Origin of the sequence: Qipengyuania pelagi (assembly GCF_009827295.1) — a bacterium.
GTDB classification, from domain to species: domain Bacteria; phylum Pseudomonadota; class Alphaproteobacteria; order Sphingomonadales; family Sphingomonadaceae; genus Qipengyuania; species Qipengyuania pelagi.
The window spans coordinates 1,216,628-1,229,208 of the sequence record NZ_WTYD01000001.1; the positions used below are offsets into that span (position 1 = coordinate 1,216,628).

Sequence of the window (12,581 nt, forward strand, 5' to 3'; positions counted from 1 at the left end):
ACGGAGACCAAAGCGATGGCCGGTACCGAACATTTCGTGCGCGAGGATGTGCGCGGGTTTCTCGACATGCTCGAACAGATCGGCGGCCAGGGCGTGGAAGAGGTCGGCGCAGAGATCGGTCGGCAGCAGATGCGCGCCATGGGCAGCCTCGCCGAAGCGCCCGCGCGCGATATGGCGGTGAAGCGCGACCTAGCCTGCCCCGGACCTGCGGGCGAGATACCGCTGCGCTTCTATGATACGAAAGAGACCCGCGAGGCGGGGCCATGCATCGTCTTCTTCCATGGCGGCGGGTTCGTGATCGGCGATCTCGAGGTATACGAATCGCTCTGCACCGAAATCGCCCACCAGCTCGACCTGCCGGTGGTCTCGGTCGATTACCGCCTCGCGCCCGAACACCCCTTCCCCGCCGCGCCCGACGATTGCGAGGCGGCGGCGCGCTGGGTCGCATCCTCTCCGGCGGAGCTGGATCGCACATTCACCGGACTCGTCCTGACGGGCGACAGCGCGGGCGGCAATCTGACCATCGTGACGACCAACGCATTGGTGAGCGATCCCGCGGACGTCCCCGTGCTCGTCCAGGCCCCGATCTATCCGGTGGCGAGCGATATTTCTGAGCATGAAAGCCTCAGGCAATTTTCCGAAGGCTACCTCCTGACAGGCCCGACCATGGCCTGGTTCACCAAGCAATATGGCGGCGATCCGAGCGATCCGCGCACCACACCGATGGTCGGCGATTGTGCGAACACCCCGCCCAGTGTCATCTGCACCGCGGGGCTGGACCCTTTGCGCGATTCAGGGCGCGAATATGCCGCGCATCTGATCCAGCAGGGGACCGAGGTCGCCTATTTCGAATTTCCCGGCATCATCCATGGCTTCACCACATTGCGGAAGGCGATCCCCAGCGGACAGAAGGATGTCGACGCCTTTCTCGGCGCGATCCGCATCAAGCTGGATCGGATCGCGGCATGAACGGGACGAGCGAACCGGGCTATCGCCCCTGCGTCGGCGTGATGCTGGTCAATGCGAAAGGCCAGGCTTTCGTCGGGCGGCGGATCGACACAAAGGAAGGCGATTGGTGGCAGATGCCCCAGGGCGGCGTCGACGAGGGTGAGGACCTGCGCGATGCGGCCTTGCGCGAGCTGTACGAGGAAACCGGCGTGACGAGCGACAATGTCACCATTCTCAGGGCGACCGAGGAACCGATCCGCTACGACCTGCCCGAAGCGCTCATCGGCAAATTATGGGGCGGGAAATATCGCGGGCAGGAACAGGTCTGGTATCTCGCCCGCTTCACCGGCAGCGACGAGGACGTGAACCTCAACGCTCACGATCCGGCCGAATTCTGCGACTGGAAATGGGTCGAGGTGGACGAGCTTCCCGACATGATCATCCCGTTCAAGAAGCGCGTCTATCGCACCGTGGTCGAAGCGTTTCGCGAACTGGTGTGAACCGACGGGCGGGAAGATGCTGCCGCGTCACCCGTCCACCCTGCGATCTTGCACTCTGCGATCTTGGAACCTGCCGCGCAGTAACGGCAGCAAACGTCCAGGTTCAATTGTCCTGCGTGACCTGAGCGTCGGGCATCACGGCCTCGGCGGTCAGCACGCGTTGCTTCGGGCCGGCTTCGATCGCGGCGGCCAGCGCGCCGGTTTCGGCGCATCCGCCCCCGCACAGCGATTCCAGCTTGGCGAGATTGAGCCGTGCCTTCTCGAGCGCGCCCTTCTCGACCAGCGCCTCGCCCTCACCCGCAATCGCGGCGACATTGCGCGGATCGCGCACCAGCGCCTCGCGATAATAGCGGATCGCCTTGCCCTGCAATTGCTCCTGCCGCGCCGCTTCGGCGAGGTGGATCAGCAGCGGCGTATAGGCGGGATCGACGGTCAGCGCCGCTTCGTAAGCGTCGATCGCGGCCTGGGTATCGCCCGCCTTCATCGAAGCATCGCCCTGCGCGATCAGCACGGCGGCGCGCGGCGCCGGTTCGCGCTGCGCGCCCCAACTCACGCTCGCGGTCAGAGCGAGGGCCAGCGAAAGGGCGGCGGCAGCGGGGGCAAAACGCATGATCGTCTCCAGAACGTCGTGACGGGCCGTAGGGGAATGAACCTGGGTTGGCATCACGGGTGCCGACCTACCACGCTCAACCTGCACAGGCGATGAAAAATCCGTCAGTCCCGTCCCGATACGGCGAAAGCCGCCAACCTTGCCCGCGCGGAGTGCCGAGCGGCAGGGCGAGCGGCTGTGCCGACATCGCCTTATGGCGCTCCAGGAAAGCATCGAACCGCTCCGCGCCCTCCTCGTCCAGCAGCGAGCAGGTGACGAAGACGATCCGCCCGCCCGGCCGCAGCAATGCAGCCGCGATATCAAGCACATGGTCCTGCGCCGCGCGCAACCGCGCCAGCTCCGCCTCGTCGAGCCGCCAGCGCGCTTCGGGATTGCGGCGCCAGGTGCCGGTGCCCGAACAGGGCGCGTCGACCAGGACCGCATCGGCCTGTCCGGCGAGATCGGACAGCGCCTCGAGCTCGCGCTTTGGATCGAGGAGGATCGTCTCGATCATGGCGGCCCCGGCGCGTTCGGCGCGCGGTTTGAGGCGCGATAGGCGCCCGCGATCCGTATCGCTGGCGACCAATTTTCCAAGATCGTCCATCGCCGCGGCGAGCGCCAGCGTCTTGCCCCCGCCCCCGGCGCATAGGTCGACGATGGTCTCTCCCGGCTGCGCACGGACCGCCATACAGGCGAGCTGCGACCCGGTGTCCTGCACCTCGACCTTGCCATCGCGATACTCGGCCCATTGTTCGACCTGCGTGCCGGTCGGCAGGCGCAGTCCGTTGGGTGCCGCGGTCGGTTCGGTCTCGACCGGCAGTTTCAGGGTGGCGCGATCGGCCTTCAGCGTGTTGACGCGGATATCCAGCGGTGCGCGATCGAGCAGCGCCGCGGCTTCCTCGCCCTCGACGCCCGAGGCCGCGAGCCGCTCGACCAGCCATTCCGGCGCGACTCCGCCCTCGGCAGGCATTTCCTTTGCCCCGATCGGAGCCGGACCGTAATTCGACCCGTCGAAAAGCGGGAGAATGGACGGATCGCCCTGCCCCAGCCGCAGCATGGCCGCGCGCCCCCTGTTCGGCACCGGCCCGCAGGCACGGATGGCGGCATAGACCAGCTCGCGGATCGCGCGGCGGTCCTTCGATCCGGCAAAGCGGTTCTGCTTGAACCAGTCGCCGAGAATGCGATCGGCAGGCGCGCCCTTGGCTCGCGCGCTGGCGATGATCGTCTCGAGCAGGTCTATCGCGGTCTGGACGCGGGCAGCGGGAGTCATGCCTCAGCGCGTCGGATAATTCGGCGCCTCGCGCGTGATCGCAACGTCGTGGACGTGGCTTTCAGTCAGGCCCGCATTGGTGATGCGGACGAATTGGGCGCGCTTGCGCAAATCCTCGATCGTGGCGCTGCCGGTATAGCCCATCGCCGCCTTGATCCCGCCGACCAGCTGATGGACCACCGCCGCCGCCGGACCCTTGAACGGGACCTGCCCCTCGATCCCTTCGGGTACGAGCTTCTGCTGCGAGACGTCCTGCTGGAAATAGCGGTCCGCACTGCCCCGCGCCATCGCGCCGACGCTGCCCATGCCGCGATAGCTCTTATAGCTGCGGCCCTGATAGATGAAGGTTTCGCCCGGCGCTTCCTCGGTCCCCGCCAGCATCGATCCGACCATGATGCAGCTCGCGCCCGCTGCCAGCGCCTTGGCCGCATCGCCACTGGTCCGAAGGCCGCCATCGCCGATCACCGGCACGCCGTTCTTGTCCGCCGCTTCGGCGCAATCCATGATCGCGGTCAGCTGCGGCACGCCGACGCCGGCCACCACGCGGGTCGTGCAGATCGAGCCCGGCCCGATGCCGACCTTGACCGCATCCGCGCCCGCATCGATCAGCGCCCGCGTCGCCTCCGCCGTGGCGACATTGCCTGCGATGACCTGCACGCTGTTCGACAGTTTCTTCACCCGCTCCACCGCGCGGGCCACGTCCTTGTTATGGCCATGCGCTGTGTCGATGACGACCACGTCCAGTTCGGCGTCGATCAACGCCTCGGTCCGCTCGAACCCCTTGTCGCCGACCGTCGTCGCCGCCGCGACGCGCAGGCGCCCGTTCGCATCCTTTGTGGCTTCGGGATAGGCGACCGCCTTCTCGATATCCTTGACCGTGATCAGGCCGACGCATTTGCCTTCATCGTCGACGACCAGCAGTTTTTCGATGCGGCGCTGATGCAGAAGACGACGCGCCTCTTCCTGGCTGGTGCCAAGCGGCACGGTGGCGAGATTGTCCACCGTCATCAGCTCGCGCACCGGCTGTCCGGGATTTTCCGCGAAGCGCACGTCGCGATTGGTGAGGATGCCGACCAGCTTGCCGCCCCGGTCGGTCACGGGGATGCCGCTGATCCGGTTCGCGGCCATGATCGCCTGCGCCTCGCCCAGGGTGGCATCGGGATGGATCGTGATCGGATTGACGACCATCCCGCTCTCATACCGCTTCACGGCGCGCACGGCGGCGACCTGCTCGTCCACCTCGAGATTGCGGTGGAGGACGCCGATCCCGCCCAATTGCGCCATCGCGATCGCCATATCGGCTTCGGTCACCGTATCCATCGCGCTGGAGATGACCGGGATATTGAGCCCGATCTCACGCGTGAGCATCGTCGCGGTCCGCGCCATGGAGGGCAGGATGTCGCTTTCCGCCGGACGCAGCAGCACGTCGTCGAATGTAAGGCCGAGGGGGATGTCGAGATGTGCCACTATGAGAATCGCCTGCCGGGGGGAGAAATGTGGCGGTCCATGTAACGACGGTTGGGTGCGCACGCTAGGGGCCTGCACCCGCCGCTACGGAATATCGACCGCTATCGGACTGCAAACCCCGCAAGGCTCCGGGGTGCGCCGCTTACGGTGCATCGATCCTCCACCGGATGGCGCGCGTCTATCGCAGCTTCGCACCCGAGCCGGTCCATTTGGCCAATACGTCCGCAGTCGGTTCGTCGGCGCCGCCAACGGGGCGCGGATAATGATGGACCGAAATGACCGTGGCATAGTTTTCGGTCCCGTCCCGTTTCACCATGATCCGGTCGGCGGACGACGGCAGGGACAGAAATTCGAATTCACCCCATTCTTCCGCAACGCTCTTGCTGCCGCGCAGCACGGTAATGCTCGCTTTGATCATGCCGGATCTTCCCAATTTCCCATAATATCATGGCGAGTGGTCAGGAGCGAAGATGATGTCCTCATTCCGCCGTCCAGCCACCATCCACGCTCCAGTTCGCGCCGTTGACGTTGCGGCCCGCGTCCGAACACAGGAACACGGCCAGCGCGCCGATCTCTTCGGGCTGGACGAATTGCTTGGTCGGCTGCTTGGCGAGCAGGACGTCATTCATCACCTGCTCGCGCGTCATGTTGCGCGCCTTCATCGTGTCGGGGATCTGGTTTTCGACCAGAGGAGTCCAGACGTAACCGGGGCTGATGCAGTTCGCCGTCACGCCATCCTGCGCAAGCTCCAGCGCGAGGGTCTTGGTGAGGCCCGCGATCCCGTGCTTCGCCGCGACATAGGCGCTCTTGAAGGGGCTGGCGGTCAGCGAATGGGCGCTCGCGGTGTTGATGATTCGTCCCCACCCCTTCTGCTTCATATGCGGCACGGCGAGCCGCGCGGTGTGGAAGGCGGCGCTGAGATTGAGAGCGATGATCTGCTCCCATTTCGCGACCGGAAAATCCTCGACCGGGCTTACGAACTGCATCCCGGCATTGTTGACGAGGATATCGATCCCGCCCGCCTCGTCCATCATCGCTTCGATCTGCGACACATCCGTCAGGTCCGCACCGGAATGAGTCGCACCGAGTTCCTCGCACAGTTTCGCGATCTCGTCCGCGTCGCCGAAACCGTTCAGGACGATCGCCGCCCCCTGCTCGTGCAGGGCCCGAGCGATCGCGAGGCCAATGCCGCTGGTCGAACCTGTGACCAAAGCGCGCTTGCCTTTGAGAAAATCTGGGTGAAACATTTTCGCCTCCGAGCGTTTGAAGCAATTATCACGCGACATCGCCGAGGCTGGCGGCGCGGTCAATCGCAGGGATGAGATAGGGGGAACAAGCGATGCGGCTTAATCCGTTCAACACCGGCAACATCAATGTCAGCTCCAGCGGAGGCGGCGGCCTACCCGGCGGCAAGGCCGGAGGATTGGGCTGCGGAACCATAATCCTCGCCGCAATCGGCTATTTCGTCTTCGGTCTCGACCCGATGCAGACCGCTGCCACGGTGGAGAGCGTGCAGCAGCAATCGGGCAGCGGCTCGCAAACGGTCAACACGAACGAGCAGGAGGTCTGCACTGCCAGCCAGTATGCGACCGAGGCCTGCAATGCGCTCGATTCGCTCAACACGACCTGGTCGCGGACCTTTCAGGAGCAGGGCTTCGGCAGTGATTTCCAGCAACCGGCCCTGCGCCTTTTCTCCGACAGCGTCAGAACCGAAGGCTGCGGCGGCGCAACGTCTGCTGCCGGCCCCTTCTACTGCCCGGCGAATCAGACCATCTATATCGATACGAGTTTCTACGACACACTCGAGCGCCAGCTCGGCGCGGGCGGCGATTTCGCAAGATATTACGTGATTGCGCATGAATATGGGCATCACATCCAGACCCTTACCGGCATCGCGAATTCGATCCGCAGCGCGCAGCAGCAAAATCCGCGCCGCGCCAACCAATTGCAGGTCCTGATGGAATTGCAGGCCGATTGCTATGCGGGCGTCTGGGCAGGCAAGAACCGCAATCTGATCGAGCCCGGCGATATCGAGGAAGGGATGCAGGCCGCCGCCGCCATCGGGGACGACCGGCTGACCGGGGGCCGCGTTTCGAGCGAGAACTTCACCCACGGCACCAGCCAGCAGCGCAGCGATGCGCTGAGGCTGGGCCTGCGGGGCGACGATAGGGCCTGCGACGCGATCACCAATATTGGGTAGGACGTAGGTAGCGGCTGCTCAGGCCCCGCCAGCTTCGAGCCGCGACGCTTCGACCTCGGCCAGCGCCTCGTCCATCGAGCGCAGGGCGTCGGCGCGCGCTTCTTCCGGCAGGGTCTGATCACGCTCGATGGCCCTGCGCGCCATCATGATGCTGCTGCGCGCCATCGAGAAGGCGTTGGCCTGGCACACCACCATGGTCTTGCGGCCATCCGCATCGATCCGGGTCGCCACCGTGTCCTTCTGCCCGTCGAGGCATCCCGTCACGACTCTGGGCGTGGCTTCCATGATGGCCTCGACGCTGGCGCGCATGGCTTCGGCGTCGAATTCAACCTCGCCATGTCTGGCGCGGAATTCCGCAATTTTCTTGTCCATCGCCGCGCGATCTGCGGGATCGATATCGAGCTTGCGGATCGTGACAGTGCGTTCGACCTTTTTCGCGCCATCGTCCGGGCTACCGCTGCGGCGGATACGGATGACCTGGCGCTGGCCGTCCTTGACGATTTCGCGTTCCACTTCCGCGACCTCATCCTGCATTTCGTCGAGTTCCTGTTCCATCGCCGCGATTTCCTCACGGGTCTCGTCGTCGAACTCGCCCGGCTTAGGCGGAGTCGGCGGGAGCGGCGCATCGGAGGCAGCCGGCGGAGTTGGAGGATTGGGCGGCATCGGCGCTTCGATCTCCTGCCCGATCGTCTCGGCATAGGTGATCGACGCGGTCAGCGGCAGGGCGAGCGCCCCACCCACCAAAAGCGCGCGGCTGGTGAAGCGGCGGCGCGGGGATATCTCGGTCATGGTCAGGCTCCTCAAACGGTGGATGATCGACTTGTCGCCCAGCACCGGGCAGGCCATCGGGGCGGCGAGCGCTGGGCGCGCATTCGTTCCGGCGCCGGTGGCGAAGGCAGCGATGACGGAGGCGTAGACGGCGCGCTCCTCGGCATCGCTGCGCGCCACCACGCGGGCATCGCAGGCCGCCTCCTGATCGCGCCGCATCGCCGTCCACCCCATCCAGCCCAGCGGGTTGAACCAGTGCAGAGCGAAGAGCGGCTGGACCAACATATTGACCAGCAGATCGCGTCCGCGATGATGCGCGAGTTCATGCGCGATCACGAGGTCGCGCATTTTGCGATCGCGGCTGTTCATCAGCCCCGTGGGCAGCGCGACCACCCGGTCGATCACCCCGAAGGCGAGCGGGCCCTCTACCGCATCGGTCTCGACCAGCCGCACGTTGCCGACCTCCCCGACAGGGCGCGCCCCATCGAGCAGTTCTGCCCGCATCCGGTGATAGAGCGCGAACCTCCGCACGAGGAAAATCGCGGCGCCGAGCAACCAAAGCGCCAACAGGACAGCGGCGAAATCGACGCTGTACGCAGCTTCGGCCGGCACGATGTCCCCAAACTCGGTCCCGGTGAGGGGCAAAGCCTCGGCTGGCGCGGCGACCGCTGAGGGTTCAGCGGAATAGGCCACTGGTTCGACATCCGGCGCCAGCCAAGCGGGCAGCAGTAGCGGCGGCATGACCAGCCGCGCCGTGGGCAAAAACCACAGCGCATAGGCGGCTCCGGCGCCGAACTGCCGCGCGACCGGGCGGCGCAGGACGAGGACCAGCGCGATCAGCGCACCGGTCCAGACCAGGGTCTCGATCAGGAAATCGCTCATTTGCGCAGCTCCCGCAGCAGAGTCTCGATCTCGCTGAGATCCTGTTCGGTCAGCGCCTCGTTCTCGGCGAGATGCGCGAACAGGGGCGCGGCACGCCCACCGAACAGGCGATCGACCAGCCGCCGCGATTCGCCGCCGACATAATCCGCGCGCGCAAGCACGGGGCTGTAGAGGAATCTGCGCCCCTCCGGCTCGGTCGCGACCGCGCCCTTCGCCACCAGGCGGGAGAGAAGCGTCTTGACCGTCGGCATCGACCAGCCGCGCGCTTCGCAGACGGCATCGCATACGTCTGCAGCGCTGCGCGGGCTCGCATCCCACAAGGCTTCCATCACGGCATGTTCCGCTTCGCTGATGCGTTCGGAGGATTGAGCCTGATCCTGCGCCATCGATTCCCTCACTCGTCTACAACTGTAACCGTCACCTACGCGATTCGACTACGCCTGTAAACACTCTTGCTATCGGGGAACGCCCCGCTTCGCCGCGCGCTCTGTCAGGGAACACGAAAGGGGCTTGGATTTGACCGATACGATCGACCGCAATGCCGTTCTGGCCGCGCCGCAATTGCGGCTCGTGGGGAGCGTAGACGAAGCGATGTATAATGAATTTCGCAATCAGCTATCTGCTGCGCCAGAGGACGGACCGCTGGTGATCGCGCTGACGACCCTCGGGGGCAATCCGGAAGTCGCGCGCGCCATGGGCGACGATGTCCGCCTGCTGCGCGAAACGGGGCGCGAGGTCATTTTCCTCGGAAAGGCGGCCGTGTACTCGGCCGGAGCGACCTTCATGGCGAGCTTTCCAGTCCACGCCCGCTTCCTGACCAAGGGGGCGACCCTGATGGTGCACGAGCGCCAGATCACCCGCACGATCAACCTTTCGGGCCCGCTCAAAAGCTGCATCGCGCAGTTGAAGGCAGCACTCAACGAGATCGAACAATCGATCGTGATCGAGGAACAAGGGTTTTCGAATTTCGTCGACGGGTCGGACGTCGCGTTCGAGGAATTGCGCGATCGCGCCCCCAACAATTGGTACATCCCCTGCGACGAGGCGAGGGACCGCGGCCTAATCGCCGAAGTCATCTGAGCTCGCGCGGCCGATCAGCGCAGTCTGACATCCGCGAATGTGGCGAAGCGCTCCATTCGAGCGCCTCGCCGTATTCCGTTTATCAATAGACCCGCTTCTTGGGCTCGATATATTTCACATCGTCGGTCAGCGTATATTCGTGGACCGGACGGTAATCGATGCGGACATCGCCGCCCTTGCCGCCCCAGCCGTCGAACCATGCGATGGTGTGCTTCATCCAGTTGGCATCGTCGCGATCGGGGAAATCCTCGTGCGCGTGGGCACCGCGGCTTTCCTTGCGGTTCTCGGCAGACGCCATGGTGACGTTCGCCTGCGCCATCAGATTGTCGAGTTCGAGCGTTTCGATGAGATCGCTGTTCCAGATCATCGAACGGTCGGAGACATGCACGTCTTCCAGCCGCTTGTTGACCGATTTCAGCACGTCGACGCCTTCCGACAGGAGCTTGCTGTCACGGAACACGGCGGCGTGGCGCTGCATCCCCTTCTGCATTTCCGCACGGATTTCGGCAGTCGGCGAACCGCCATTGGCATGGCGGAAATGGTCGAGGCGGGTAAGCGCGAGATCCGCGCTGTCCTTCGGCAATTCGTCATGGCTCGAATGCGGGGTGATAAGGTCCCGCAGGCGATGGCCGGTCGCGCGGCCGAACACCACGAGGTCGATCAGCGAATTCGAACCCAGGCGATTCGCGCCATGGACCGAGACGCAGGCCGCCTCGCCCACCGCGAACAGGCCGGGAACGATCTTTTCCGGATCGCCCTTATCGCCCGCGATGACTTCGCCGTGATAGTTACATGGGATGCCGCCCATATTGTAATGGACCGTCGGCGTGACGGGCAGCGGCTGCTTCGTCAGGTCGACGCCCGCGAAGATCTTGCCGCTTTCGGTGATGCCCGGCAGACGCTCGGCCAGAATGGCGGGATCGATGTGGTCGAGATGGAGGAAGATGTGGTCCCCATCCGGCCCGACGCCGCGCCCCTCGCGCATTTCGAGCGCCATCGAACGGCTGACGACGTCTCGGCTGGCGAGGTCCTTCGCGCTGGGCGCGTAACGCTCCATGAAGCGCTCGCCCTCGCTGTTCGTGAGATATCCGCCCTCGCCCCGCGCGCCTTCGGTGATGAGCACGCCGGCGCCGTAGATACCGGTCGGGTGGAATTGGACGAATTCCATGTCCTGAAGCGGCAGCCCCGCGCGCAGGACCATGCCCCCACCATCGCCGGTGCAGGTGTGCGCGCTGGTCGCGGTGTAATAGCACCGACCATAGCCGCCCGTTGCGAGCACCACGGCATGGGCGCGGAAGCGATGGATGGTGCCATCATCAAGGCACATCGCGATCACGCCGACGCACTTGTCGCCATTCATGATCAGGTCGAGCGCGAAATACTCGATGAAGAAATCGGCGTCGTATTTCAGGCTCTGCTGATAGAGCGCATGCAGCATGGCGTGGCCGGTGCGGTCGGCAGCGGCGCAGGTGCGCTGCACCGGCGGGCCTTCACCCATGTTCTGCATGTGCCCGCCGAAGGGGCGCTGATAGATCGTCCCGTTCTCGTTGCGCGAAAACGGCACGCCCGCATGTTCGAGTTCGTAAACCGCGGCGGGCGCTTCGCGCACCATGTATTCGATCGCGTCCTGATCGCCGAGCCAGTCGGACCCCTTGACGGTATCGTACATATGCCACGACCAGTGATCGGGCGTGTTGTTGCCGAGGCTGGCGGCGATCCCGCCCTGCGCCGCGACGGTGTGCGAGCGCGTGGGGAAGACCTTGGAGATATTGGCCGTCTTCAACCCCGCTTCGGCAGCGCCCATCGTGGCGCGTAGGCCCGATCCGCCCGCGCCGACCACGACCACGTCATAGGTGTGGTCGATGATTTCATAGCCCTTGATCCGTTCCTGGTTCGGGCCGGTGCCGCGATCCTTGGTCTGTTCGGGCGGCGCTTCGGGCGGTGCGATGTCACGATCGTTGGGATCGATATCGGTGGGGGGCGGTGTCGAGGCCATCAGGCGGCTCCTGAAAAGACGAGGCGGGCGATCGCGAACAGGCCGAACGCGGCCCCGCCGATCGTCGCGAGATTGAGCAGCGCGATCGCCGCGAACTTGTTGCCCGGCGTGTGCACGTAATCCTCGACGAGGACCTGCATCCCCAGGCGGGCATGCCAGAACACGCTGACGATCATCAGCGCCAGCGCCGTGGCGGGAATGACGCCCGACGCCCAGTCGCGCATGGTCGCGTAATCATAGCCCGGCAGCAGCGCCAGGCTGATCGCCAGGAACAGCACGGTCACCAGATTGCCGATGGCGGTGAAGCGCTGCTGCAACCAGTGATGCGCGCCGCCATGCGCGGAACCGAGCCCGCGCACCTGGCCGATGGCCGTGCCCTTGGAGCCGTAGCGGTCGAGAGTGGATCTGCTCATGTTCAGTCCTAGACGAGAAGAACCATGGCCCAGAAGACCACGGTGAGAACGATGCCGGATGCGACCGATACGATGGAGAAGGTCTTGTTGACCTCCAGCTCGTACCCGGCGCCGATATCCAGCACGAAGTGGCGGATACCGCTCGACAGGTGATTGAAGAACGCCCAGCTCAGGCCGACCAGCACGATCAGCCCGATCGGCGATCCCATGACCGAGACGAAGGTATCATACGCTTCGGGGCCGGAGGCCAGCGCGCCGAGCCACCAAAGGAACACCGCCAGCCCGACCGTCGCCAACCCGTCACCGCTGACGCGGTGCAGGATCGAGGTCAGCATGTGCGGCCCCCATTTCCAGATGGAGAGATGCGGGGAAAGAGGGCGTTCGGCCATGGCGGGAAATTTCCGTTGCGTATCGATACTCGGTCCCTCCCTTAGCGAACCATGCGCGCGAGGCAAGGCGGCTCCCCTC

14 protein-coding genes are annotated in these 12,581 nt (G+C 65.0%); 4 read left to right on the forward strand and 10 right to left on the reverse strand.

The genetic code is table 11. From position 1 onward, the window contains the following. Positions 1-15: 15 nt before the first annotated feature. Together GRI47_RS05935 and GRI47_RS05940 are read left to right on the forward strand one after the other, a co-directional pair. Entirely contained in the window at positions 16-969 is a 954-nt protein-coding gene (locus GRI47_RS05935) for an alpha/beta hydrolase (RefSeq protein WP_160660395.1), read from the forward strand. Then, a complete protein-coding gene (locus GRI47_RS05940) occupies positions 966-1,448 on the forward strand; it encodes an RNA pyrophosphohydrolase (protein ID WP_160660396.1) in 483 nt (160 codons plus the stop codon). The genes GRI47_RS05935 and GRI47_RS05940 overlap by 4 nt, the downstream gene beginning before the upstream one ends. A gap of 103 nt (positions 1,449-1,551) precedes the next feature. Here the strand turns inward: GRI47_RS05940 and GRI47_RS05945 are convergent, their stop codons facing one another. From GRI47_RS05945 to GRI47_RS05965, 5 genes are all read right to left on the reverse strand, one after another. Further along, entirely contained in the window at positions 1,552-2,058 is a 507-nt protein-coding gene (locus GRI47_RS05945; RefSeq protein WP_160660397.1) for a tetratricopeptide repeat protein, read from the reverse strand. Positions 2,059-2,134: 76 nt separating this feature from the next. Continuing rightward, a complete protein-coding gene (locus tag GRI47_RS05950) occupies positions 2,135-3,307 on the reverse strand; it encodes an RsmB/NOP family class I SAM-dependent RNA methyltransferase (protein ID WP_160660398.1) in 1,173 nt (390 codons plus the stop codon). Positions 3,308-3,310: 3 nt separating this feature from the next. Continuing rightward, on the reverse strand, positions 3,311-4,774 hold the full coding sequence (guaB, locus tag GRI47_RS05955) for an IMP dehydrogenase (RefSeq protein ID WP_160660399.1): 1,464 nt from the start codon (positions 4,772-4,774) through the stop codon (positions 3,311-3,313). A 178-nt stretch (positions 4,775-4,952) separates the two neighbouring features. Continuing rightward, on the reverse strand, positions 4,953-5,192 hold the full coding sequence (locus GRI47_RS05960; RefSeq protein WP_160660400.1) for a hypothetical protein: 240 nt from the start codon (positions 5,190-5,192) through the stop codon (positions 4,953-4,955). Between the two features lie 61 nt (positions 5,193-5,253). Further along, the gene (locus tag GRI47_RS05965; RefSeq protein WP_160660401.1) at positions 5,254-6,021 is read right to left on the reverse strand and encodes a 3-hydroxybutyrate dehydrogenase; all 768 of its coding nucleotides are present in this window, start codon (positions 6,019-6,021) and stop codon (positions 5,254-5,256) included. Between the two features lie 92 nt (positions 6,022-6,113). On the opposite strand from GRI47_RS05965, the gene ypfJ reads away from it, so the two are divergent. Beyond that, entirely contained in the window at positions 6,114-6,974 is an 861-nt protein-coding gene (ypfJ, locus tag GRI47_RS05970) for a KPN_02809 family neutral zinc metallopeptidase (protein WP_160660402.1), read from the forward strand. 18 nt (positions 6,975-6,992) lie between these two features. On the opposite strand, the gene GRI47_RS05975 is transcribed toward ypfJ, so the two are convergent. Both GRI47_RS05975 and GRI47_RS05980 read right to left on the reverse strand, forming a co-directional pair. Continuing rightward, positions 6,993-8,624: a M56 family metallopeptidase gene (locus GRI47_RS05975; protein WP_160660403.1), complete on the reverse strand. Its 1,632-nt coding sequence runs from the start codon at positions 8,622-8,624 to the stop codon at positions 6,993-6,995. Next, positions 8,621-9,010 carry a BlaI/MecI/CopY family transcriptional regulator gene (locus GRI47_RS05980; RefSeq protein WP_160660404.1) on the reverse strand — a complete coding sequence of 130 codons (390 nt, stop codon included), beginning with the start codon at positions 9,008-9,010 and terminating at the stop codon, positions 8,621-8,623. Before GRI47_RS05980 ends, GRI47_RS05975 begins: the two co-directional genes overlap by 4 nt. Before the next feature lie 130 nt (positions 9,011-9,140). Between GRI47_RS05980 and GRI47_RS05985 the strand changes: the two genes are divergently transcribed. Then, the gene (locus GRI47_RS05985; RefSeq protein ID WP_160660405.1) at positions 9,141-9,704 is read left to right on the forward strand and encodes an ATP-dependent Clp protease proteolytic subunit; all 564 of its coding nucleotides are present in this window, start codon (positions 9,141-9,143) and stop codon (positions 9,702-9,704) included. Positions 9,705-9,786: 82 nt separating this feature from the next. Here GRI47_RS05985 and sdhA read toward each other — a convergent pair whose 3' ends face one another. Genes sdhA through sdhC form a run of 3 tightly spaced genes read right to left on the reverse strand, consistent with a single transcriptional unit; the run spans position 9,787 to position 12,502 of the window. Continuing rightward, positions 9,787-11,700, reverse strand: a complete 1,914-nt coding sequence (gene sdhA / locus GRI47_RS05990) for a succinate dehydrogenase flavoprotein subunit (protein ID WP_160660406.1) — start codon at positions 11,698-11,700, stop codon at positions 9,787-9,789. After that, complete coding sequence (sdhD, locus tag GRI47_RS05995; protein WP_160660407.1) at positions 11,700-12,113, reverse strand: succinate dehydrogenase, hydrophobic membrane anchor protein; 414 nt, start codon at positions 12,111-12,113, stop codon at positions 11,700-11,702. The genes sdhA and sdhD overlap by 1 nt, the downstream gene beginning before the upstream one ends. 8 nt (positions 12,114-12,121) lie before the next feature. Beyond that, on the reverse strand, positions 12,122-12,502 hold the full coding sequence (gene sdhC, locus GRI47_RS06000) for a succinate dehydrogenase, cytochrome b556 subunit (RefSeq protein WP_160660408.1): 381 nt from the start codon (positions 12,500-12,502) through the stop codon (positions 12,122-12,124). Between the last annotated feature and the right edge of the window lie 79 nt (positions 12,503-12,581).